Source organism: Stenotrophomonas sp. 2201_Sma, from assembly GCF_056486685.1.
The window spans coordinates 4,425,339-4,447,647 of the sequence record NZ_CM151329.1; the positions used below are offsets into that span (position 1 = coordinate 4,425,339).

The 22,309-nt window shown below is 68.8% G+C and carries 18 protein-coding genes; 10 read left to right on the forward strand and 8 right to left on the reverse strand.

What is annotated here, in order from left to right:
* Positions 1-30: 30 nt before the first annotated feature.
* From recD to recC, 3 genes are read right to left on the reverse strand one after another with little or no spacing between them, the layout of a single operon-like run.
* Positions 31-1,911, reverse strand: a complete 1,881-nt coding sequence (recD, locus tag ACZLIF_RS20295; RefSeq protein WP_128987806.1) for an exodeoxyribonuclease V subunit alpha — start codon at positions 1,909-1,911, stop codon at positions 31-33.
* Positions 1,908-5,582, reverse strand: a complete 3,675-nt coding sequence (recB, locus tag ACZLIF_RS20300; protein WP_128987807.1) for an exodeoxyribonuclease V subunit beta — start codon at positions 5,580-5,582, stop codon at positions 1,908-1,910. The genes recD and recB overlap by 4 nt, the downstream gene beginning before the upstream one ends.
* Entirely contained in the window at positions 5,579-8,929 is a 3,351-nt protein-coding gene (gene recC / locus ACZLIF_RS20305; protein ID WP_128987808.1) for an exodeoxyribonuclease V subunit gamma, read from the reverse strand. The genes recB and recC overlap by 4 nt, the downstream gene beginning before the upstream one ends.
* Positions 8,930-9,119: 190 nt before the next feature.
* Here recC and ACZLIF_RS20310 point away from each other — a divergent pair, with 190 nt between their 5' ends.
* From ACZLIF_RS20310 to ACZLIF_RS20335, 6 genes are read left to right on the forward strand one after another with little or no spacing between them, the layout of a single operon-like run.
* Positions 9,120-9,908: an ABC transporter ATP-binding protein gene (locus tag ACZLIF_RS20310; RefSeq protein ID WP_128987809.1), complete on the forward strand. Its 789-nt coding sequence runs from the start codon at positions 9,120-9,122 to the stop codon at positions 9,906-9,908.
* A complete protein-coding gene (locus tag ACZLIF_RS20315; protein WP_053517248.1) occupies positions 9,908-10,657 on the forward strand; it encodes an MlaE family lipid ABC transporter permease subunit in 750 nt (249 codons plus the stop codon). The genes ACZLIF_RS20310 and ACZLIF_RS20315 overlap by 1 nt, the downstream gene beginning before the upstream one ends.
* 58 nt (positions 10,658-10,715) lie before the next feature.
* Positions 10,716-11,240, forward strand: a complete 525-nt coding sequence (mlaD, locus tag ACZLIF_RS20320; RefSeq protein WP_053517247.1) for an outer membrane lipid asymmetry maintenance protein MlaD — start codon at positions 10,716-10,718, stop codon at positions 11,238-11,240.
* Positions 11,237-11,899 carry an MlaC/ttg2D family ABC transporter substrate-binding protein gene (locus ACZLIF_RS20325; RefSeq protein WP_053517245.1) on the forward strand — a complete coding sequence of 221 codons (663 nt, stop codon included), beginning with the start codon at positions 11,237-11,239 and terminating at the stop codon, positions 11,897-11,899. Before mlaD ends, ACZLIF_RS20325 begins: the two co-directional genes overlap by 4 nt.
* Positions 11,889-12,200, forward strand: coding sequence for an STAS domain-containing protein (locus ACZLIF_RS20330; protein WP_053517244.1), 312 nt, complete (start codon positions 11,889-11,891; stop codon positions 12,198-12,200). The genes ACZLIF_RS20325 and ACZLIF_RS20330 overlap by 11 nt, the downstream gene beginning before the upstream one ends.
* 1 nt (position 12,201) lies before the next feature.
* Positions 12,202-13,206, forward strand: coding sequence for an MlaA family lipoprotein (locus tag ACZLIF_RS20335; protein ID WP_065174059.1), 1,005 nt, complete (start codon positions 12,202-12,204; stop codon positions 13,204-13,206).
* Positions 13,207-13,263: 57 nt separating this feature from the next.
* Here the strand turns inward: ACZLIF_RS20335 and ACZLIF_RS20340 are convergent, their stop codons facing one another.
* The 3 genes from ACZLIF_RS20340 to ACZLIF_RS20350 form a co-directional block, all read right to left on the reverse strand.
* Positions 13,264-13,809 carry a glutathione peroxidase gene (locus tag ACZLIF_RS20340; RefSeq protein WP_053517241.1) on the reverse strand — a complete coding sequence of 182 codons (546 nt, stop codon included), beginning with the start codon at positions 13,807-13,809 and terminating at the stop codon, positions 13,264-13,266.
* 68 nt (positions 13,810-13,877) lie between these two features.
* Positions 13,878-14,267 (reverse strand): hypothetical protein, encoded by a 390-nt coding sequence (locus tag ACZLIF_RS20345; RefSeq protein WP_053517240.1) that lies wholly within the window; start codon positions 14,265-14,267, stop codon positions 13,878-13,880.
* Between the two features lie 71 nt (positions 14,268-14,338).
* Positions 14,339-15,901, reverse strand: coding sequence for a DNA recombination protein RmuC (locus ACZLIF_RS20350; protein WP_053517239.1), 1,563 nt, complete (start codon positions 15,899-15,901; stop codon positions 14,339-14,341).
* Between the two features lie 50 nt (positions 15,902-15,951).
* Here ACZLIF_RS20350 and ACZLIF_RS20355 point away from each other — a divergent pair, with 50 nt between their 5' ends.
* Positions 15,952-16,557 carry a glutathione S-transferase family protein gene (locus ACZLIF_RS20355; RefSeq protein WP_053517238.1) on the forward strand — a complete coding sequence of 202 codons (606 nt, stop codon included), beginning with the start codon at positions 15,952-15,954 and terminating at the stop codon, positions 16,555-16,557.
* A 72-nt stretch (positions 16,558-16,629) separates the two neighbouring features.
* Here the strand turns inward: ACZLIF_RS20355 and ACZLIF_RS20360 are convergent, their stop codons facing one another.
* Entirely contained in the window at positions 16,630-17,637 is a 1,008-nt protein-coding gene (locus tag ACZLIF_RS20360) for a zinc-binding alcohol dehydrogenase family protein (protein WP_053517237.1), read from the reverse strand.
* A gap of 91 nt (positions 17,638-17,728) precedes the next feature.
* On the opposite strand from ACZLIF_RS20360, the gene ACZLIF_RS20365 reads away from it, so the two are divergent.
* From ACZLIF_RS20365 to ACZLIF_RS20375, 3 genes are all read left to right on the forward strand, one after another.
* Complete coding sequence (locus ACZLIF_RS20365; RefSeq protein WP_111187101.1) at positions 17,729-18,700, forward strand: LysR family transcriptional regulator; 972 nt, start codon at positions 17,729-17,731, stop codon at positions 18,698-18,700.
* Between the two features lie 15 nt (positions 18,701-18,715).
* On the forward strand, positions 18,716-19,345 hold the full coding sequence (gene leuE, locus ACZLIF_RS20370) for a leucine efflux protein LeuE (protein ID WP_128987810.1): 630 nt from the start codon (positions 18,716-18,718) through the stop codon (positions 19,343-19,345).
* A 173-nt stretch (positions 19,346-19,518) separates the two neighbouring features.
* Positions 19,519-20,946, forward strand: a complete 1,428-nt coding sequence (locus ACZLIF_RS20375) for an amino acid permease (protein ID WP_053517233.1) — start codon at positions 19,519-19,521, stop codon at positions 20,944-20,946.
* A 51-nt stretch (positions 20,947-20,997) separates the two neighbouring features.
* Here ACZLIF_RS20375 and ACZLIF_RS20380 read toward each other — a convergent pair whose 3' ends face one another.
* Complete coding sequence (locus tag ACZLIF_RS20380; RefSeq protein WP_478462231.1) at positions 20,998-22,239, reverse strand: dipeptidase; 1,242 nt, start codon at positions 22,237-22,239, stop codon at positions 20,998-21,000.
* Between the last annotated feature and the right edge of the window lie 70 nt (positions 22,240-22,309).

Genomic DNA, 22,309 nt, shown 5'->3' on the forward strand with positions numbered 1-22,309 from the left:
TTCCCGTTGGGAAGGGGATCCGACCCCGGTTCAGAACAGCTGGCCCTGCACCGTGGGCTGTTCCATGCGCGCCGGTTCTTCAGCCGCCTGGTCCGCACCCAGCCGCCAGGCCAGGCCGCCGATTCGACTGGCATGGCGCTTGAGCGCGGCCTGCAGCACGTCGGCACTGGCCGCCACATGCAGGACCTGGCGGGCACGGGTCAGCCCGGTGTAGATCAGCTCGCGCGACAGCACGCGACTGTCCTGCCGTGGCAGTTGCAGCCAGACCTCATCGAACTCCGAGCCCTGTGCCTTGTGCACGGTCATTGCGAACGCGCTCTCGTGCGCCGGCAATGCGGCCGGATGGAAGGCGCGCGGCTGATCGGCGGTGTCGCCGGGGAACCACGCCACCATCGCGCCCGTGCTGTCGCGCAGGCAGATGCCGACATCGCCGTTGAACAAGCGATGCCGATAGCTGTTCTCGGTTACCAGCAGCAGGCGCCCCTGGAAGTAGCCCGGGGTGGTGCCGGCGAGCAGCTGTTCGATCCGCTCGTTGAGGCCACGGGCTCCCTGCGGCCCTTCACGCAGCGCGGTCAGCACGCGCAGGCGGCCGGCCTGCTGCAGTGCCAGGACCGGGTCCCGGATATCGGCCAATGCACGCCAGCGGCCCAGCAGATGCTCACGCTGGTCACGCAGCGGATCCGGCTCCCCTTCGTGGAAGCGGACTCCCGACAGTTCGCCACTGCGCAGCAGTCGCAGCGTGGTGACGCTGTCGCCATCGCGGATGGCACGCGCCAACGGTGCCAGATCCAATGCGTCGCTCTGCCGGTAACCGCGCTGCAGCTGCACCCGCCGACCGGTGAATGCATGGACCGGCGCCGGCGGCTGCAATGCCGGTGCCGCCAACACCCCCTGCAGCGCCAGTGCATCATCGACGCGCGTGCCCATGCCATCACCGCTGGCTCGCAGGATCGCGCCCAGCACGTCGCCGGCTTCGACCGAGGGCAGCTGGTCAGGATCGCCGAGCAGGATCAGGCGGGTGCCGCTGGCGATGGCATCGACCAGCTTGGCCATCATCGGCAGATCGATCATCGACGCTTCGTCGATCACCACCACATCCAGCGGCAGCGGATTATCAGTGTGGTGGCGGAAACGGGGCGAGTCGGGAATGACGCCCAGCAGGCGATGCAGCGTGGTACCGGTGGTAGGCAATGCGGCGCACAGCGCCGGGTCCAGGCCCTCCTCCTGCAACCGCTGCACGGCCAGACGCAGGCTTTCAGCCATCCGCTCTGCGGCGCGGCCGGTCGGCGCGGCCAAGGCCACCTTCGGCGGTGGCTGGCCGGCATGCGCTGCCTGCGCAGCCAGCAACAGCAGCAGGCGCGCGATGGTGGTGGTCTTGCCGGTGCCGGGTCCTCCGGTCACCAGCGCCAAGGGATGACGCAGGGTCACGCCTGCCGCGCGCGCCTGATGATCCTCGGCATCCCGGGCCTGCGGGAACAACCGTGCGAACAGAGGCGCCAACGCGGGCAGATCCGGCACCGGCAGCGGATGGCCGCCGATGCGCTGCAGGCCTGCCGCCAGCTGCCGCTCGTACTCGCGATAGCGGCGCAGGTACAGCAGGCCATTCTCCATCACCAGCGGGGCGTCATCTGCGACAGCATCGGCGCGCCCGGGGGTCGCGACCCAGGGCGAGGCGCGCAGCTGCTCGATCCAGGATTGCGGCGCCGGCCAGGCGGATACGCCTTCCAGCAGCCGGTGCGGCTGCGCCGGATCGAAACCGGCATGCCCCAGCGATACCGCCAGCGAGGCCAGGGCCGCCGCCAGGGCCACGTCCTCCGGGGTGTCCGTGCGCAGGCGCTGCAGGCCGGTGGCCAAGGCGTGGTCGATCGTCCGCAGCTGGCCATTGCGGTACAGATCCCTGAGCAGGCTCATGCGCTGGCTCCAAGCGCGCGTGCCGCCAGCTCGGCCTGGGCCTGCCTGCCTCCGGCGAACAACGCATCGAGCGCGTCCACCAGTTCGAGCGGGAAACGATCGGTGTAGACACCATTGCCAGTGCCATCCAGGCCGCGGCAGAACAGATAGCGGATGCCGCCCATGTCGCGTTCGTAGCGGTAGGCCGCCCCCAGCCGGAAGCGCAGCCAGCGATGCAGCGCGACGGTATAGATCAGGGCCTGCAGGTCGTACTCGCTGTGGCGCATGGCGATGGCCAGCAGGTCGGGGCTGTAGCCCGGCAGCCGGTTGGATTTGTAGTCGAGCACGTACCAGCGGCCATCGCGCACGTAGGTGAGGTCGATCATGCCGGTCATCAGTCCTTCCAGCCGGCGGCGCTGGCCGAAGCCCCGGCGCGCGCTGGCGATGCCATGGGCATGCAGTACATCCAGCAGCGCCGGCACAGCGGTCGGCTCGATGGCGAAGTGGAAGTCGATCTCGGCACGACGATCCTGCGCGGGCAAGCTGTACAGCGCGCCGCCCTCCGGCAGCTCCGCGATGAGGGTCTGGCCGACCAGTGGCACCAGCACCGCGATGCCGTCATCCAGGTCCGCATCTGCATAGCCCTCTTCGCGCAATGCCTTGCGCAGCACGGCGGCCTGGCCTTCCGGCGCTTCCTGGCCAGGCTGCCAGGCGCCCCATGCGGCGAAGTCGACGTTCTCCATCGCTTCGTGCAGCACGTTGCCGAAGCGGCTGCCCATGAAACGCGGGTCGACCGGCGCGGCCTCTTCGGTCGCGGCAGGATCCGGCAGCGCGGGCTCCAGGGGCAGCTCTGCGCCAACCGGTTCGTCGGCCGCCGGCGCCGGAAGTTCGGTGGCGGCCGCCTCGATGTCACTGCCACTGCCGGCATCGGCATGGGCCAGCTGGGTGAAGCTGTATACCCACCAGTCGTGGGGCACGCGACGCGCCTGCGTGCGCACTGCCGGAAGTTCGCCGTCCATTTCCACCGCCAGCTGCGGCAGCTGCGCCACAGGCTCGCTGTCGTCGACCTGCACATCGGCGCACCCACGCAGGGCCTGCAGGTCGCCCAGCAACGGCGCCAGTGGGGTCCTGGCAAGACCGGCCAGGTCACCGATGGCGATCCACAGCGCGTGCTCGGCTCGGGTCATGCCGACGTACAGCAGGCGCGCGTCCTCTGCCTGCTGTTCGTGCCGCGCCTGGCGGCTGACGGCGTCCCACACCTCGTCCCTGTCCAGCTTCCAGTGCAGCTGGCGCTCGCCGTCCAGATGCACGGTGCAGTGTGCAGCGCTGTTGTTCGCGCCGCGCTCGATGCCCACGAACGGCAGGAACACCAAGGGGTATTCCAGGCCCTTGCTCTTGTGCAGGGTGATGATCTGCACACGGCGCGCGTCCGATTCCAGGCGCAGCAGCTGCTGCTCATCGTCCTGGTCGGCGCTGGCCATCCGGCCCTGCAGCCAGTCCAGCAGGCCATGCATGCCCAACGCCTGTGCCGACGCCTCCTGCAGCAGCTCGCCGAGCTGGAGGTAATTGGTCAGCCGGCGCTCGCCATCGATCAGCGCCAGCAGGCGTTCGCCCTGTGCGGCGCAGACGTCGGCGATCACCGCGAACGGGCCGCCGCGCTGCCATCGTTCGCGCCAGTGCAGCAGCTGCGCCTGGAATCCCCGCTGCAGGTCGCCTTCGCGTTCCATCGCTGCGATCGCACTGGCAGGCTGGCCGAGCAGCACGGTGGCCAGCGCGGTACGCAGGCGGCCTTCGTCGGCCGGTTGCAGCAGGGCCAGCAGCAGCGCGCGCAGGTCGCGGGCTTCGCTGGTGGCGAACAGGCTCTGCCTGCCGGCTGCCACCGCGGGAACTCCAACAGCCGCCAGCGCACGCTGTACAAGCGTGGCCTCGCGATGCGAACGCACCAGCACGGCGATGTCAGCCGGCTGCACCGGGCGACCACGCAGCAGGGCCCTGCCGGCGCGCGCGTCCACCAGCACCTGGTGAATGGCGGCCACACAGGCCCGCGTCGCTGCCTCGCGGGAGGCATCGGCAGCCAGCGGCCTGTCACCGCCGCTGCGCAGCACGCGCAGGGTCAGGGCTGCGGCGGCATGGCCATCACGCTGGTAATCCGCATCTACACGTACGCCGCCCGGCCGCACCGGCTCGAAGCGGATGTCACGCTCGAGGAAGGCGTCCTCACCGCCGTTGTCGTACAGCATCTGCAGCACGCGCAGCAGCGCAGGCCGCGAGCGGAAATTCTGGTCCAGTGCCGGCGCAGGCTGCGCAACCTGCCTGGCCTTGAGGTAAGTATGGATGTCGCCACCGCGGAAGCCATAGATCGCCTGCTTCGGATCGCCGATCAGGAACAGCGCTGGCGCCAGTCCCAGTTCGCGCACCTCCGGCGAATCGCCGAACAGGGTGTGGAAGATGCCCCATTGACGGTCATCGGTATCCTGGAATTCATCGACCAGGGCAATGCGGTACTGCGCGCGCAGCCGTTGCACCAGCGTCAGCCGTTGCGGCCCCTGCAGGGCAAGCGCCACGCCGTCGATCAGGTCATCGTAGGTCTGCACCCGTCGCGTCTGTTTCAACAGGGCCAGTCGCTGCGCGGCTTCGGCGCGCAGGGCGTGCAGGAAGCGGATCGCGCGCTGGCGAAGCCACGACATGACCACGTCGGCGGCATCCCACCAGGCCTGCAATGCGTCGAAGAGGGGTGCATCCGGGCATGCGCCCTGCTGATCGTCCCGGCAGAGCGCCTGCATCGAAGTGGGCAGCAGCTTCTCCAGATGGAGTTTTCCATCGCGTGACCAGTCCGCGCCGGCCTGCCCGGCGACCAGGGTGGAGAATGCCTTGTCGAAGCTCGGCCGCTTGGCACGACGTCCATCGAAGACCTTCTTCTCGAACGCCGTGGCGATCTGCCCACGGGCCGCATCAAGACCGGAGTCGATGGCGGACGCGAGGACCTGCGCGGCCTGCAGCATCCGCGGCCGCGGATCGTCCGGCAGCGTCGGCAATGGCAATGGATGCAGCGGCGGTGCGGCCAGCAGCGCGCGCAGGTCGCCTGCCAGTGCGTCCGGGCTCGACCACAACAAGGTCAGCGGCTCCAGTGTGGCCGGATCGTTGGCGTGCACGCGCCACAGGTCAGCCGCCAGTTCCTCCATCAGCTCGCGGTCGCTGGTCAGCAGCTCCGGAGGATCGAAGGTGTGGCCGCTCTCCAGTGCGTGCTCGCGCAGCACGCGGGTGCAGAAGCCGTGGATGGTGAAGATCGCGGCCAGATCGATTTCGTCGGCAGCGACCTGCAGGCGACGCTTCAGCGCCGCCGCGCTCTCATTGCCGGCATCGAGATGGCGCCTCAGGATCTGCCGGGTCAACCGCATGTCGGGTGCCTCGCCGTCGCCCGGAGGCAGGTCGACCATCCGCGCGGCCAGCGCCAGTCGCTCACGGATGCGCTTGCGCAGTTCCTGGGTAGCGGCATCGGTGAAGGTCACCGCCAGGATCTGGCCGATACGCAGGCCCTGCTCGACCACGAGCCGGGTGAACAGCGTGGCCAGGGTGAAGGTCTTGCCGGTGCCGGCACTGGCTTCGATCAGGCGGACGCCATCCAGGGGCAGTGCGAGATACGGGTCGATACCGGGATGTTCGATGGGGCTGCCTGCCACGGTAGCGTTCATCCGGTGACCTCTGTATGTGAACCGGCGCCGGGCACGCGGCCTTCGCGCAGCGCGCCGAACACCACCTGGCTGTTGTGCAGCAGCTCGGCATACCGGGCATCGTCCGCGAAGGGATCGGCACCGCGCATCAGCAACTGCCAGGCGTCACTGCGGGATTCGCCCCAGCTGCGGTCGCTGCCATGCCACTGCTTCCAGCCCTCGCTGCGCTGTTTCTCGCCGCTGGTCGTGTACAGCACCCAGCCGGTGTAGGGAGCGAACCACAACGGCTCACGCAGGCCACGCCGGCGCAGCTGCAGCAGCGCGCGCAGGGCGGCCCGCGCCGCGGGCACGGACAGTGCCGGCAGGACGTGCGGACCCTGACCGGCGTCACCACCGTCGTGGAACTGGACCAGCGGCAACGCGTCGCCTGCCGCATTGGCCAGCAGCCAGTCCAGCCCCTGGCGGATCACCGCGTTGCCGTTGAGCGTGCCCGCGCGCAGCCGCACCAGACCACCAGGATGGCGATCGGCAACCCGGCCGTGCAGGCGCACGCCGTCGATCTGGACCTCATAGCGGCGGCTTTCCGGCTGTACGCCCTGCATCCAGCCCAGCATTGCGTCGGCATAGGGGCGGGTCTTCGATTGTTCCACCTCGAACTGCCGCTCGCCCAGCGCGCCGGATGGCACCAGCGCGCGTGCGCGCAGCCTCGGGTAGAGCGGGTCGTCATCGCCGGTGAGGGTGGCACGCACCACCGCGGCCTGCACACTGCGCGTGTCCGGCCCTCGCGCGGACAGCACCAGCGGCTCCAGATCGACGACGTCCTCGACCTCATCGGCCAGTCGAAGGCCCAGAGACTGCGACAGGAACTGCCCAGCCGGATCGCACAGAAAACGGCGCAGGCTTTCCAGAGACAGCTCCTCTTCCACCGCAGCTTCGACCGGCGGCGGCAGCGCCGCCGCGTCGAACCACGGCGACAGCCCGCCACGCTGCCCGGCCAGGCGACCGGCTGCGGGATGCCATTGCCGGCGGTAGCTGAAGCGACGCGGGTCGCCATCGCCGAACGCGGCGGGGGAGAACGGCTGCAGCGCGTGGCGGACCGTGAATGCCGCGGCGGCGGCGGCTGGATCGAGGTGGTAGGCCGCTGCGGCGTCGATCAGCTCGCTGACCAGCACCGACGGTTCCCGCACGCTGCCATCGCGTGGATCGGCGCCGAGATAACTGAGGTAGAACACGTCCTGTGCGGCGGCGAACAGCTGCAGGAACAGGAAGCGGTCGTCCTCGCGGGTGGAACGGTCGCCCGGGCGGCGTCGGGGCGTGTCCAGTTCGGCGGTGAGCTGGTTCAGGCCGGCCGCCGGATCGCGACGCGGGAAATCGCCATCATTGAGGCCGAGTACGCAGATCACCCGGAACGGCAGCAATCGCATCGGCACCATGCGGCCGAAGCTGATGCCGCCGGTCAGCAGCGGTGCACGCGTGTCGGCTTCGGCCAGGGCGGAGGCGAAATGCGCACGTATCACTTCGGGAGGCACCCCGTCGCTGAAGCCGGCCTTGTCTGCGTCTTCGGCGAACTGGTTGAGCAGTTTGCGCAGCCGCTCCAGCGCGCGCTGGCTGTTGGGTGAGCCGGGTGGAGTCGGCAGCAGCGCATCCAGCAGCGACAGCAGGCGCTGCCGCCACTGCGCCGGAGTCAACGTCTCGCCAAGACGGCGCTGGTAGGCGGCCAGCACCCGCAGCAGGCGCAGCAGGCGGTCCAGCGCATCCAGCGCGCCACCTTCCAGCCCGGTCCACGGCGCGACGCCGGCCAGGTCGGCATCGCTGCCGGTGGCATGGCCCAGCAGCAGGCGATCCAGCGCGAACTGCCAGGTGTAGGCATCATCCGGTGGCGCGCCGTGCTGGGCGCGATGGTCCGCATCCAGCCCCCAGCGTGCGCCCGCCTGCTGCAGCCAGCCATGCAGGCGGTCGAAGTCGGTCGCGTCCAGTCCGGCTGCCTCGGCCAGGGGCGCGCTGGCTAGCAGGTCCAGCATTTCATTCAGGCCGAACCGCGAGACCGGCAGGCCAATCAGGTGCACGAACACATCGGCCAGCGGTTCGCCCGCCAGCGGACTGCTGTCGGCCAACGCGTAGGGAATGTGGTCGTCCTCGCTACCGCGGCCACCGAACACGGCCTCCAGGTAGGGCACGTAGGGATCGATGTCCGGCGCCAGCACGGCGATCTCGCGGGCCTGCAGCGGCGGGTCGAAGCGGTCATCCTCAAGCAGGCCACGCAGCTGGTCGTGCAGGACCTGCAGTTCGCGCAGGCGGGTGTGGCAGGCGTGCACCTGCAGGCTGGGATCATCGCCGGCCAGGCCATCACGCAGTTCGCCGGACGGCAGCGCCCGACGGTGGAACAGATCGCGCTGCAGGCGGTGCAGCAGGCTGTCGGACAGGCCGCCGTCGGCCATCGTCGGCCGCGCGTCGTCTTCCGGGTCGATGTAGGCGGCGATCTCACCGGCCGGGTGTACCACTTCATAGCTGCCCAGCACCGCCATGAAGTCGCGGCCGGCTGTGCCCCAGGCTTCCAGCAGGCGGTTTTCTCCCGCCGCTTCGCCGAAGGGATCGGGAGCGCCGCTGCGCAGCCGCTCGGCCAGGGTCTGCAGGTCGCCCCAGTACGACTGCACCGGGGTGGGCAGGTAGAAATGCAGTTCGCCCACCCGCGCCTGGGTCGCCATGACCCGCAGCACGTCCGGGGAGATGTTGAGCGTCGCGAATGCGGACATGCGCGGCGGCAACCCCTGCGGCAATGGCTGGCCGGCACCCTCGAAGCGGTCCAGGTAGGTCTGGATGCGGCGCGCGCGGTAGCCATGCCCACCGGCAACGGCGCGCCACAGGATCGCCTGGGGATCGGCCGGGTCGGCCCCGGCCTCCCAGCGCAGCAGCCAGTCGCGCCGCCAGGCCTGGTATTTCTCGAACACCGACGCCAGCTCGCCGGCCAGGGCCCAGGGTTTCAGCCCATCGCTGCCGGCCAGATAGGACTGCAGCGCGCGCATCGGTGGTTGCCCGAGCAGCGCCGGATCGCGCAGCGCCCGGTACAGCCGCCAGTGCAGGCCGGCAGCATCGAGATCGTCGGCTTCGCCATCGACGTTGGCGTTGAGCGCACGGGCGACGAACTCACCCGGGGTGAGGAATTCGAGGTTGGCGGCGACACCGTATTCGGCGGCCAATGTCGCCTGCAGCCAGCGCCGCATCGCTACCTGCGGGATCAGCACCACGTCCGGTGCGAGCAGCGGCTGCCCTGGCATCGGCGCACGGACGTTGCGTGCCAGCAGCGCGGCCAGCACATCCAGCGAGTTGGAATGGTAGAGGCGGAAGTCGCTGCCCGGGTCACTCATCATGCACAGTGTGCAGCACGGCTGGCAGTATTCAATGGTCAAACCTGTCACCGGCACGGATTGTTCCGGGTCGCCCGGCGATTGTCCCGACCTGCCCGGGGCCCTGCCGTGCCACAATACTGCACCGTCCAGTCTGCTTATGTTCAGCCGGCTGACCCGATCCTTCGATGTCGAAAAAATGTTAATGGTGCCCATGTCGGCTTCCACCTCCAGTCTGGTGCAGTTGTCCAACGTCCGCATCGACCGGAGCGGACGCACGATCCTGCGCGACGTTTCCCTGCAGGTGCCGAAGGGCAGCATCACCGCCGTGCTCGGTCCCTCCGGCAGCGGCAAGTCGACCCTGCTGGCCGCGCTGACCGGCGAACTGCGCCCGGCGGCCGGCGATATCACCCTGTTCGGCAAGCCGATCCCGCACCGCAGCGCCGAGCTGCTGGAGATGCGCAAGAGCGTCGGCGTCCTGCTGCAGGGCAATGGCCTGCTGACCGACCTCACCGTGGCCGAGAACGTCGCCCTGCCGCTGCGCACCCACACCCGCCTGCCGGCGGCGGTGCTGCGCCGGCTGGTGCAGATGAAGCTGCACGCGGTGGGATTGCTGGCCGCGGCCGATGCCTGGCCGCGCGAGCTGTCCGGCGGCATGGCGCGCCGCGTGGCGCTGGCCCGTGCGCTGGCGCTGGATCCGCCGCTGATGATCTATGACGAGCCGCTGACCGGGCTGGACCCGATCGCGTCCGGGGTGATCATGAGCCTGATCCAGCGTCTCAACCACAGCCTGGGACTGACCAGCATCATCGTCAGCCACCACGTGCACGAGACGCTGCCGATCTGCGACCAGGTGATCGCCATCGCCAACGGCGGCATCGTCTTCCAGGGCACGCCCGACGCGCTGCAGTCCGGCCAGGACCCGTTGCTGCGTCAGTTCCTGCACGGCCAGCCCGATGGCCCCATCCCGTTCGACGCCGAGCCGCGCGCGAGGGTCGCCTGATGCCCTTCATCCAAGCCACCCGCTCGCTGGGCCGCGCCGGCCTGTTCTCGCTGACCGTGCTGCGCGGTTCGCTGCCGACCCGTGATTTCCTGAGCGAACTGACCCGCGAGATCTACAAGATCGGCGCGCGCTCGCTGCCGATCATCGCTGTCGGCGGCGCCTTCGTCGGTCTGGTGTTGACCCTGCAGGGCTACCGCACGCTGACCACCTTCGGCGCGGCCGATGCCCTGTCGACCCTGCTCGGCTTGTCGCTCTACCGTGAACTGGCCCCGGTGCTGACCGCGCTGCTGTTCATCGGCCGTGCCGGCAGCTCGATCGCCGCCGAACTGGGCCTGATGCGCGCCACCGACCAGATCAAGGCACTGGAGCTGATGGCGATCGACCCGGTGGCCAAGGCCGTGGCGCCGCGCTTCTGGGCAGCCGTGCTGACCGTGCCGCTGCTGACCGGCATCTTCTGTTCGCTGGCGATCAGCGCCAGCTACTTCGAAGCGGTGCACGTGCTCGGCCTGGACAATGGCGTGTTCTGGTCGGCGCTGCGCAACAGTGTCGACTTCTGGGACGATTTCGGCGTGGCGATGCTGAAGTCGGCGATCTTCGGCGGCACTGCAGCCCTGGTCGCCGCCTATGTCGGTTTCCACGCCGAGCCGACCATCGAAGGCACTTCGGTGGCCACCACCCGTGCGGTGGTCAATGCCTCCCTGCTGGTGCTGATGTTCAACTTCGTGCTGTCGGCAATGCTGTTCACCTAACCCTTCCATCGGCGGTGCGCGGTGCGCGCGGCCACAACGACTCGATCAGGTACTCCCCATGGCCATCCGCGGTCCCAGACTCGAATTCTCCGTCGGCGCATTCCTGCTGCTGGCCCTGGCGTCGCTGCTGGTGCTGGCCGTGGCTTCCACCAACCAGCGCTGGAGCTGGGGCGGTGACGGCTACGAGCTGAAGGCGCGCTTCTCCCAGGTCGGCCAGCTGCGCAAGCAGGCGCCGGTCAAGATCGGCGGCGTTACCGTCGGCCAGGTTGCCGCAATCGACCTGGACCCGGTCAAGTTCGAATCCATCGTGACCCTGCGCATGGACAGCAAGGTCAAGGACCTGCCGGCGGATACCTCGGCCGGCATCTTCACCAGTGGTTTGCTGGGCGAGAGCTATATCGGTCTTCAGCCCGGTGGTGATCCGGAAGTGCTCAAGCCCGGTGAGGAGATCGTCTTCACCCAGCCGGCAGTGGACCTGATCCAGCTGGTCGGCAAGTACATGTTCAGTGGCGGCGCCGGCGGCGGCGCAGACCCGAAGCCCAACGATGGCGCACAGGCGCCTGCAAAGGAACCGCAACCATGAAGATGAAACTGATCCCGGCCCTGCTCGCGTCCTCGCTGCTGCTGGCGACCCCGTTGCTCGCCCAGGCGCAGGCCGCGGCCCCCGCTGCCGCCGCTCCGCAGGCCCAGGCCGGCAAAGTGGTGATCGATGCCAGCAGCCGCATCCTGTCCACCCTGCAGCAGCGCAAGAGCGAGTTCAGCAGCAATCCGTCCAGCCTGCGCTCCTACATCGACAGCGAACTGAACCGCACCTTCGACCGCGACTACGCGGCGCGCCTGGTGCTGGGCACGCATGCACGCGGCGCGTCGGATGCGGACATCAAGCTGTTCGCCGATGCGATGGCCGACAGCCTGATGCAGCGCTACGGTTCGGCCCTGCTGAACATCCAGGGCAGGCCGAGCTTCCGCCTGAAGGGTGAAAGCCCGCTGCCCGGCAACCGCGGCGTGCGCGTGAGCACCGAGCTGGTGCGTGCGGGCAACGAACCGACGCCCGTCGAGTACTGGATGCGCAACGTGAACGGCCAGTGGAAGATCTTCGACGTCAACATCGAGGGCATCTCCTACGTGCAGACCTTCCGCAACCAGTTCGACAGTCCCCTGCGCCAGAAGGGCATCCGCCAGGTGGCCAACGAACTGCACAGCGGCAGCATCCAGGCCGGACCGGCCGGCAATGGCAAGTAACGCGCTGGCACTGCTGGAAGGCGGCACCCTGCGCCTGCGCGGGGCGCTGGATCGTGCCGCAGTGATTGCCCTGTGGCCGCAGCTGCAGGCGTTGCCGGCGCAGCTGGCACGGCTGGAACTGGGCGAGGTCGAGCGCGTGGACAGCGCCGGCCTGGCCCTGCTGGCCGAACTGGCCGCGCGCGCGCGCAAGGCCGGCCACCCCCTGGTGATCTCCGGCATGCCCGCCGGCTACAACGAACTGAGCGCAGCCTACCGGCTGTCGCCCGACCTGGATTTCAACGCTACTTCTGCTGCGAGCTGACATGAACGTCGTACGCGCTCTCCCCCTGATCGTCCTGGCCGCCGCGCTCAGCGCCTGTGCCGGCAAGCCCGCGCGCAGCGATGCGCCGGTTGCCGATACGCTGGTTCCGGCCAGCCCGACCGCCGCCACCGATACCGCCACCGATGCCCCCGCACCGGCAGCGGAGCCCACCCCCGTGGCCAGCGGCGAAACGGCCACGGCCAATACGCCTCCGGCCACGGACGCGTCTGCTGGAACCAGTGCCTCGGCTGCCGCTGCGCAGCCCGGCGGCGACGATGATTTCGACGCGCTGTACGGCGCCGACGGTGCGGCCGGCAACGCGGTGGCCTACGACCCGTGGGAACCGTTCAACCGCAAGGTGCACCGGTTCAACGTGGCGGTCGACAATGCCGTCGCGCGACCGCTGGCGACGGCTTACACCCACGTGGTGCCACGCTTTGCCCGCACCGGTGTGAGCAACTTCTTCAGCAACCTGCGCTCGCCGGTAACGATCGTCAACCAGTTGCTGCAGGGCCGTCCGGATGATGCCTGGGACACGCTGGGTCGCTTCCTGATGAACTCGACGCTGGGTATCGGTGGCCTGTTCGATCCGGCCAGCAAGGCGATGGTCGCCAACCGCAAGGAAGACTTCGGCCAGACGCTGGGTGCATGGGGCTGGCGTCGCTCGCGCTACGTCGAGCTGCCGTTCTTCGGTCCCCGCACCGTGCGTGATGTGTTCGGCCTGGCCGGCGACATGCCGCTCTCGCCGATCCGCAACATCGAAGAGGACAAGGTCCGCATCGGCCTGCAGGGCCTGCAGCTGGTCGACAGCCGCGCGCAGCTGCTGGCGGTGGACGATCTGCGCAGTTCGGCGGTGGACGAATACGCGCTGGTCCGCGATGCATGGCTGCAACGTCGCAACTACCAGATCGAGAACGATCTGCGTGGCAAGCGCAATCGCGGCCAGGACGATCCCAATTCGCCGATCCCGATCGATGCGATGCCGATGCCGCAGTGGGGCAACTGAGTCCTGCCGGCACCCCATGAAAAACCCCGCCTCGGCGGGGTTTTTCATTGCGGGCGATCAGGCGCCCAGTGCGGCGTCGACGGCCTCGCGCAGACGCGCATCATCGGCGGCCACATCCGGCGCGAAGCGGGCGATGACCGCGCCGTCGCGGCCCACCAGGAACTTCTCGAAGTTCCACAACACCGCCGGCGCCGGGTGGATTGGAATCTCCTTGCTGGACAGGCGCTCGCGCAGCGGGCCTTCGCCGATGGCCTGCGGCTGCGCGGCGATCAGCTGCTGGTAGAGCGGGTGCGTGTCATCGCCTGCCACGCTGATCTTGGCGAACATCGGGAAGGTGACATCGTAGGTCAGCTGGCAGAACTGCTGGATCTCCGCCTCGCTGCCCGGCTCCTGGCCAAGGAAATTGTTGGCCGGGAAACCGAGCACTTCCAGCCCCTGTGCCTGCTTCTGCGCATACAGCGCCTGCAGGCCCTCGTACTGCGGGGTCAGGCCGCACTTGGAAGCGACGTTGACCAGCAGCAGCACCTTGCCCTGGTAATCGGCAAGACTGGACGACTGGCCGTCGATGGTGGTGAGGGGAATATCCTGGATCGGGGTGCTCACGCGGGGTGCTCCGGCAACAGCGGGGAATGGCCCATCAGCATAGCGCCACGTGGCTGCGCCGGAACGCCTCAATCCACGCAGAGCGTGCCCTGTGCCTTGCCGTCGTCGATGCGCTGCCGGCAGCCGAAGTTCTGGCTGACGTCGCGCTGGCAGGTGCCGGTGGCTGCCGTGCCGGCGGCGATGCCGTCGCTGGCCAGGCATTGGCCGGTGCAGTCACGCTTGCTGCTGCAGGTTTTTCCTGCGTCGGCGTACGGAATCACGCACTGCAGGCGCTGCAGCCGTCCGAGCGGCTGCAGGGTGCCACCGGCGGCCTGGCAGTCCACATCACGCGCGTCCTGATAGGCCTGCGTGGCCTCCGGGCCTGGCTGGGCATCACCGGCCTGCATGGCAGGCGGTGTACTGCTGCATGCAGCAAGCACTGCGGCCAGGGCGGCACTGGCGGCAAGGTGGAAACGCATGGCGGTACCTGTTGGCGATGGACAGGCCGCCAGCATACGCATCGCCCCCGTCGGCAGGGTGTCTGCGTCGCTCAGCGGGCGTCGGTCCCGCCTTCACTCCCGTCATCCTCGCCGCTGCCTTCCGCATCCCCTTCGCCCAGGTCGCCGAGCAGCGACTGCGCCTGCTCGGTGGCCAGCGATTCCACTCCGCGCAGCCTGCGCTCGATGGTGCGCGTCTTGCGGCTGGCGTCGCCAATACTGCGGCCCACGGTGCTGATCTGCTTCTCGGCCTTCTCGAGGATGCCGGCGAACTTGCCGAATTCGCTCTTCACCGCCCCCAGCAGGCTCCACACCTCGCTGGACCGCTGCTCGATGGCCAGCGTGCGGAAACCCATCTGCAGGCTGTTGAGCAGAGCGGTGACCGTGGTCGGCCCGGCCACGACCACGCGGTGATCGCGCTGCAGGCCGTCGACCAGACCCGGACGCCGGATCACTTCGGCATACAGGCCCTCGGTAGGCAGGAACATCACTGCGAAATCCGTGGTGTGCGGCGGCACGATGTACTTCTCGCAGATCGACTTGGCCTGCACCCGCACCGCGCGCTCAAGCTGGATGCCCTGCAGGCGCACGCCCTCGGCATCGCCCTGCTCCTGCGCATCGAGCAGGCGCTCATAGTCCTCACGCGGGAACTTGGAGTCGATCGGCAGCCATACCGGCGTGTCGTCGTTCCTGCGGCCCGGCAGGCGCACGGCGATGTCGACCATCTCGCCACTGTCTGGACGGACCTTGACGCCCCGCGCGTACTGCTCCTGGGTCAGGGTCTGCTCGAGAATGTTCTCCAGCTGCACTTCACCCCAGCTGCCGCGGTTCTTGACGTTGGTCAGCACGCGCTTGAGGTCGCCGACGCCGGTGGCCAGCTGCTGCATCTCGCCCAGCCCGCGCTGCACCTGCTCCAGGCGTTCGGAGACCAGGGTGAACGACTGGCCCAGTCGTGTTTCCAGCGTCGACTGCAGCTTCTCATCGACGGTGTGGCGCATCTGCTCCAGCTTCTGGGCGTTGTCGTTCTGCAGCGCGCGCAGCTGCTCTTCCAGAGTGGCGCGCATCTCGGTGATGCGCTGTTCATTGCGCTGGGTCAGCTCCTGCAGCCGCAGGCCCAGGCTATCGGTCAGACGCTGCTGGGACAGCGCCCCCTCCTCGCGGCCCTTGCGTGCATCGTCCACCAGGGTCTGGCGCAGCGCGCCGAGCTGGGCATCGGTGCGGCCGGTGAGTTCCTGCAGCTGCTGGCCGAAGGCATGGATGCGCGCCTCCTGCTGCTGGCCGAAGCTCTCCAGCTGGCCTCGCAGTTCCTGCAGCCGCTGCGCCAGCAGGGCGCCGCTGCGCTGCTGGCTGTCGGCGGCTTCGGCGCGTGCCTTGCGTGCATCCTCGCCCAGCGCCTCGCGCAGCAGGTCCAGGCGCTGGTCGGTGCGGGTCGACAGGTCGGTCAGCGCCCGGGCAAAGCCATCCAACTGTTCGCGCAGTTCACTGCGGCCCGTCCGCGCCTCCTCGCGTACGGCCTGCTCCAGCCGATCATGCGGTGGGCGGCGCAGCAGGGCGACCAGCTGCAGGATGAGTACGACCAACAGGAGGCCGGCGATGAGCAGGGATTCGGTTTGCATGGCACCAGTGTAGGCTGGGCCAGTCTCAACTGCTGCGTCCCGCCCCGGTCATGCTCGCGCTGTTCGGAAAGCCCACGTCGATCAACGTACGCAAGGTGCTGTGGCTGTGCGCCGAGCTCAGGCTGGCCATCGAGCACGACCCGGCACCGTCGGCACGGCGGCTGGCCGGGCTGAATCCGAACCTGCAGGTGCCGGTGCTGCGCGACGGCGGCTTCGTGCTGTGGGAATCGAACAGCATCTGCCGTTACCTGGCCTCCCGCGCCGGACGCGCTGACCTGCTGCCGGCAGATGCGCAGGCGCGTGCGAAGGTCGAGCAATGGATGGACTGGCAGGCGACCGACCTCAACACCGCTTGGCGCCACGTGTTCATGGCGCGCGTGCGGCAGCATCCTGACTATCCCGACGACGGCCGCGCCGAGACCGGCCTAGCCCGCTGGAATGAGCTCATGGGTCTGCTGGATGCCCAGCTGGCCGGCACGGGAGCGTATGTCACCGGCGACGACTTCACCCTGGCTGACATCGTGCTCGGCCTGTCCACCCAGCGCTGGCGCAGCACCCCCGGCGCCAAGCCCGCGCTGCCCTGCCTTGACGCCTGGTTTGACCGCCTGCGGCCGCGACCCGGGTTCGCCGAACACGTCGACAACGGTGACCCCTGAGGCAGCGGCACGTACCGCGAGGCCTCCTGCAGGGCCGGGTCATGCTTTGCTCTGCAGGAGGCAGACAGGCCTCTACCAGCCCTCGAGAACGATCTTGCCCTTGGCGCGGTGACTCTCCAGCACGGCATGCGCGCGGCGCAGGCTCGCCGCTTCAATGCGGCCGAAATGCTCGCCCAGCGTGGTCTGCAGCACGCCGGCATCGACCAGGTCCGCGACGCGGTTCAACAGCACGTGCTGCTGCTGCATGTCCGGCGTCCGGTACAGCGGGCGGGTGAACATCGATTCCCAATGCAGCGACAGCGCCTTGCGCTTGAGCGCCATCACATCCAGCTGGCCAGGATCGTCGATCAGCCCCAACTGGCCCTGTGGCGCCAGCACCTCCACGATCTGCGCGAAATGCTGGTCGGTGTGGGTCAGGCTGGCGACATGCTCCACCTGCGCGATGCCCAGCCGTGCCAGCCCTTCGGCCAGTGGCTGGCTGTGGTCGATCACATGGTGCGCGCCCATCGCGTACACCCAGTCCTGCGTCTCCGGGCGCGAGGCGGTGCCGATCACGGTCAAGCGGGTCAGGCGACGCGCGAGCTGCACCAGGATCGAGCCGACGCCACCGGCCGCGCCGATCACCAGCAGGGTCTGGCCCTCGCCTGCGCCCTCGGCGATGCGCAGGCGATCGAACAGCAGCTCCCAGGCCGTGATCGCCGTCAGCGGCAGGGCTGCGGCGGCCGCATCGTCGAGGCTGGCCGGCTTGCGGCCCACGCTGCGCTCGTCCACCAGCTGGTACTCGGCATTGCTGCCGGACCGGTCGATCACGCCTGCGTAGTACACCGCGTCGCCCGGCTGGAACAGGGTCACCTCACTGCCCACCGCATCGACGATGCCGACGGCATCCCAGCCGAGCACGCGCGGGCCATCGGTGGCCATGTTGCGGCGGACCTTGGTGTCGACCGGGTTCACCGCCACCGCGCGCACCGCCACCCGGAGGTCGCGCGGGCCCGGCTGCGGAAGCGGCAGGTCGATATCGATCAGGGCCTGTGCATCGTCGATCGGCAGGCCGGCATGGGAATAGGCAATGGCGCGCATGGCAGCGGTCCAGTGGGAAAGGAGGCCACAGCGTGCGCCGCGCACGGTCCGCCGGAAAGGCGCACAATCGGGCAGGACTTTCACTCCTGCAATGAAAATGATCCGCTTCGACGACCTGCAGCTGTTCGTCCGTACCGCCGCACTGGGCAGCTTCTCGCAGGCCGCGCGCGAGGCCGACCTGCTGCCCGGACAGGTCGCCGCCGCCGTGGCCCGGCTCGAGCGCGAACTGGACCTGCGCCTGTTCGTGCGCACCACCCGCAGCCTGCGGCTGACCGCCGAAGGCGCGCTGTACCTGCCTTACGCGCAGGAGGTGCTGGCGACCCTGCGCGAAGGCCAGGCCCGGGTGCAGGGCGAGGATGCCGAGCTGCATGGCACGCTGCGGCTCTCTGCCCCGTCGGACTTCGGACGCAACCTGCTGCTGCCGTGGCTGACCCGGTTCCGTGCGATGCATCCGCGCTTGCGGCTGCATCTGCGCCTGTCCGACGAAGTGGCTGATGTATTCCGCGATCCGGTCGATGTGGCGATCCGCATCGGGCATTTCGATGATGCCAGCTATGTCGCCCTGCCCCTGCTGGAAGGCAACCGGCGCGTGCTGGCGGCGTCGCCCGGCTACCTGCAGCGGCGCGGCACGCCGCAGCGGCTGGAGGATCTGCGCGATCACGACTGCCTGGCCTACCAGCTCGGTGGTCGCGCCTACGACCGCTGGGCCTTCGAGGTCGACGGCCGTCGCGTGGTGATCCCGGTACAGGGCCCGCTGGTGTGCGACGACGCCGATGTGGTGCGGCGCTGGGCGGTGGCCGGTGAGGGCATCACCTACAAGTCCTGGCTGGACCTGCGCGAGGACGTGCTCGCCGGGCGCCTGCAGCTGCTGCTTGGCGGTGTGGGCAGCCACATCCCACTGCAGCTGGTCTGCCCGCACCGCAAGCAGTTCTCGCCCGCGGTGCGGCAGCTGCATGCGCAACTGCGCCAGCACCTGCAACCGCTGCTGTCGGGCATGCCCGAGGGCGGCGGCGGCCCCCTGTCGCAGCGCGCGGCACTGGCCGACAATACCGGCTCCCCGTAGCAAGAGAACATCGCCATGCCGTGGATGGGCATCCAGGACCTGTGGACGTTTCTGGTCGCCGTGCTGGTGTTCCTCGCCCTGCCCGGGCCCGGCACGTTCACCCTGTTGACCGCCACCGGCCGGGGCGGGGTGCGCGGTGGTTACACCGCACTGGCCGGCCTGCTGGTCGGCGACCAGATCCTGATGTGGCTGGCCCTGGCCGGCGTGGCGGCCCTGCTGAAGGCCAACCCGCTGGTCTTTCACGCCGTGCAGTACCTGGGCGCGGCCTATCTGGTGTGGGTGGGCATCAGCCTGCTGCGCACGCCCAGGCCGGAGGGGGGCGATGCCGGCCCGATCCGCATGCAGCCGGGCCGCTACTTCCAGCAGGCGATCCTGGTCAGCCTGCTCAATCCGAAGGCGATCCTGTTCTACATGGCCTTCCTGCCGCTGTTCATCGACCCCAGGGCGCACCAGGGCATCGCCACCTTCGTCGCGCTGGCGGGGATCATCTTCGTGGTCAGCATCGCCTACTGCTCGCTGCTGATCTGGGTGGGCAACCTGGCGCGGCGCCGGTTGATCCAGCATCCGCGCGTCAGCGACGCGCTGCGGCGCGTGGCCGGAGTGTTCCTGGTCGGCTTCGGCATCCGCCTGGGACTGAACGGCTGACCGGCACGGCGACGGCTGTCGGGCCCGTTCCGCAACCTTTGTGCTGATTCCGGCAGTGTCGTCGCGGTCATGCGCGCGCTGCGCCAGGCATGACCCCCGTCAGTGGTAATGCTGCGCTGCGTTCGGTCACACTCGGAGACTTGTCGTTATCAGTCACCCCTTCCGAGGCCTGCATGTCCCTGCTCCGGCGCAAGTCCCTAGATTCCGTCACCGTCCATGAAGCCGGCAGGCGACTGGTCCCGACACTCAGCTGGCCGCACCTGATCGCGCTGGGCATCGGCGCCATCGTCGGTACCGGCATCTACACGCTGATCGGCGTCGGTGCCAATCTCGCCGGCCCGGCCGTCCTGATCTCCTTCGCCATTGCCGGTGCGGTCTGCGCCTGCGCGGCCCTGTCCTACGCCGAGCTGTCGACGATGATGCCGGCTGCCGGCAGTGCCTACACCTACAGCTACAGCGCGTTGGGCGAGGTGTTCGCCTGGGTGGTGGGCTGGAGCCTGATCCTGGAGTACTCGCTGGTGGTCAGCACGGTGGCCGTGGGCTGGTCGGGGTACTTCGTCGGCTTCCTGGAGTGGGTCCACACCCAGTTCGGCTGGGACGTGACCCTGCCGGCCGCGCTGGCCGCGGGTCCGCACGTGGAAGGCGGCATGATCAATCTGCCGGCGATCGTCATCACCTGGCTGGTGGCCCTGATGCTGATGGCCGGCACCAAGGAGAGCGCGACCCTCAACGCGATCCTGGTGGTGTTCAAGCTGATCGCGCTGGCCATCTTCGTGGCAGTGGCACTGCCGGCCTTCGACAGCAGCAACCTGCAGCCGTTCATGCCGTATGGCTTCGCCAAATCACTGGGTCCGGATGGTGTCGAGCGAGGCGTGATGGCGGCCGCCGCGATCATCTTCTTCGCCTTCTACGGTTTCGACGCGATCTCCACCGCTGCCGAGGAGACCAAGAACCCGGGCCGCGACCTGTCGATCGGCATCATCGGTTCGATGATCGGCTGCACCATCGTCTACGTGCTGGTGGCGCTGGCCGCCGTGGGTGCGATGAGCTACGCGGTGTTCGGCCACAGCGCCGAGCCACTGGCGCTGATCATGCGCCAGCTCGGCCACCCCACCGCGGCGATGGTGATCGGTGTCATCGCGATCATCGCCCTGCCGACCGTGCTGCTGGCCTTCCTGTACGGGCAGAGCCGCATCTTCTTCGTCATGAGCCGCGATGGCCTGCTGCCGCGTGGCCTGTCCAAGGTCAGCGCGCGCACCGGCACGCCGGTGGCCACCACGCTGTTCACCGCGCTGGTGGTGTCGGCGCTGGCCGGCGTGGCACGCCTGGACGAGATCGCGGCATTGGCCAACGCCGGCACCCTGGCGGCGTTCACCGCGGTAGGCATCTGCCTGGTCGTGCTGCGCGTGCGTGAACCGAACCGCGAGCGGACCTTCCGCACGCCGCTGGCCTTCATCGTCGGGCCACTGGCGGCGCTGGGCTGCATCTACCTGTTCATCAGCCTGCCGCACACCACGCAGCTGTACTTCCTGCTGTGGAATGTCGCGGGCCTGGTGCTGTACTTCCTGTACAGCCGTCGCCATGCGCTGATCGCGCGCTGATCCAGACCGCGCCGGGCACGGCCCGGCGCAGATCCGGCCCGGGCGGGGCGGTTACCCGCCCTGCTTGGCGGCGTAGTCCTGCGCCTGCCGCATCACCCGCAGCAGATTGCCGCCCCAGATGCCGGCGATCTGCTGTTCCGTGTATCCCTTGCGCAGCAGCCACGCGGTGATCTTCGGCAGCTGGCTGACATCGGGCAGGTCACTCAGGCCGCCGCCGCCGTCCCAGTCCAGGCCGATGCCCACGTGTTCGGGCCCGACCACCTGGAGGATGTGCTCGAAGTGGGCGAAGAAGTCCTCCAGGCTGGCGTGCCGGACGGGGTGTTCGTGGTCCAGTGCCTGTTCGGCCTTCAACAAGGCCACGCCCTGCTCGATGCCCATGCCTTCCCAGCCTCCCAGCTGCCGGCTGAGTGCTTCTTCGGCCTGTTTGCGCTCGGCCGTCTTGCCGGTGTCGATCAGATAGCCGCCATAGGCGTTGACCTGGATCACACCACCGGCCTTGGCCAGCTTCTTCAGCCGCGCGTCGTCGAGGTTGCGTGGATGGTCGTAGACCGCCTTGGCTGAACTGTGCGAGAGCACGAACGGCACCGGCATCATCGCCAGCAGATCGTCGAACACGGCATCGGAGGCATGCGACTGGTCGATGACGATGCCGAGCTTCACCGCCTCGCGCACCAGCGCCTTGCCGGCCGGGCTCAGGCCTTTCCACTCCGGTCCCTTCGGATCGGTCGCAGAATCAGCGAACTCGTTGTTGGCGAAATGCACCGTGCTCAGCAGGCGCAGGCCGGCACGGTGATAGAACGAAAGCAGGCTGGGGTCGGCCACCAGCGGGCTGGCGTTCTCCATGCTGATGTAGACCACGCGTTTGCCGGCGGCCTTGATCCGCGCCGCATCGTCAGCGGTCAGGGCCAGGGCGAACCGATCGCCGTTGGCCGCCACCATTTCGCGGATTTCCAGCAGGCGCTGCAGGCCGTGATCGCGCTCGGCCAGGTGGGCGGCGGCGCTGCGGTCGCCCTGGTCGGTGTAGATCGCCCAGAACCCGCCGTCCAGTGATCCCTCGACCATGCGCGGGTAGTCCACCTGTGACAGCGCATTGCGATCATGGCGCTGTTCGATATCGAAGCCGGTGCGGCCAAAGTTGGCCGGCGTATCCAGGTGGCTGTCGAGCGTCAGCAGGCGCTGCTGCAATGTCTTGGCACGCGCAAGCTCCTGCGCGCTGAACTCGATGGCATGGGCGGTCAGCGGCGCGCTCAGCGCCAGGGCAAGCAGCACGGACAGACGGCGCAACGACGGCATGGGCTCTCACCGGCAATGGGAAGAGCCCGACCATAGCGCTGCGGCCGCGCATTGGGTAGCGCCGGGCCAC

Excerpts from the sequence above, each read along its gene's own strand:
- ACZLIF_RS20315 (WP_053517248.1), top strand. The coding sequence starts at position 9,908 with ATGCCCTTCATCCAAGCCACCCGCTCGCTGGGCCGCGCCGGCCTGTTC.
- ACZLIF_RS20345 (WP_053517240.1), bottom strand. The coding sequence starts at position 14,267 with ATGCGTTTCCACCTTGCCGCCAGTGCCGCCCTGGCCGCAGTGCTTGCT.
- recB (WP_128987807.1), bottom strand. The coding sequence starts at position 5,582 with ATGAACGCTACCGTGGCAGGCAGCCCCATCGAACATCCCGGTATCGAC.
- ACZLIF_RS20375 (WP_053517233.1), top strand. The coding sequence starts at position 19,519 with ATGTCCCTGCTCCGGCGCAAGTCCCTAGATTCCGTCACCGTCCATGAA.
- ACZLIF_RS20380 (WP_478462231.1), bottom strand. The coding sequence starts at position 22,239 with ATGCCGTCGTTGCGCCGTCTGTCCGTGCTGCTTGCCCTGGCGCTGAGC.
- ACZLIF_RS20350 (WP_053517239.1), bottom strand. The coding sequence starts at position 15,901 with ATGCAAACCGAATCCCTGCTCATCGCCGGCCTCCTGTTGGTCGTACTC.
- recD (WP_128987806.1), bottom strand. The coding sequence starts at position 1,911 with ATGAGCCTGCTCAGGGATCTGTACCGCAATGGCCAGCTGCGGACGATC.
- leuE (WP_128987810.1), top strand. The coding sequence starts at position 18,716 with ATGCCGTGGATGGGCATCCAGGACCTGTGGACGTTTCTGGTCGCCGTG.
- ACZLIF_RS20365 (WP_111187101.1), top strand. The coding sequence starts at position 17,729 with ATGAAAATGATCCGCTTCGACGACCTGCAGCTGTTCGTCCGTACCGCC.
- ACZLIF_RS20335 (WP_065174059.1), top strand. The coding sequence starts at position 12,202 with ATGAACGTCGTACGCGCTCTCCCCCTGATCGTCCTGGCCGCCGCGCTC.
- mlaD (WP_053517247.1), top strand. The coding sequence starts at position 10,716 with ATGGCCATCCGCGGTCCCAGACTCGAATTCTCCGTCGGCGCATTCCTG.
- ACZLIF_RS20355 (WP_053517238.1), top strand. The coding sequence starts at position 15,952 with ATGCTCGCGCTGTTCGGAAAGCCCACGTCGATCAACGTACGCAAGGTG.
- ACZLIF_RS20310 (WP_128987809.1), top strand. The coding sequence starts at position 9,120 with ATGTCGGCTTCCACCTCCAGTCTGGTGCAGTTGTCCAACGTCCGCATC.
- ACZLIF_RS20360 (WP_053517237.1), bottom strand. The coding sequence starts at position 17,637 with ATGCGCGCCATTGCCTATTCCCATGCCGGCCTGCCGATCGACGATGCA.
- recC (WP_128987808.1), bottom strand. The coding sequence starts at position 8,929 with ATGATGAGTGACCCGGGCAGCGACTTCCGCCTCTACCATTCCAACTCG.
- ACZLIF_RS20330 (WP_053517244.1), top strand. The coding sequence starts at position 11,889 with ATGGCAAGTAACGCGCTGGCACTGCTGGAAGGCGGCACCCTGCGCCTG.
- ACZLIF_RS20325 (WP_053517245.1), top strand. The coding sequence starts at position 11,237 with ATGAAGATGAAACTGATCCCGGCCCTGCTCGCGTCCTCGCTGCTGCTG.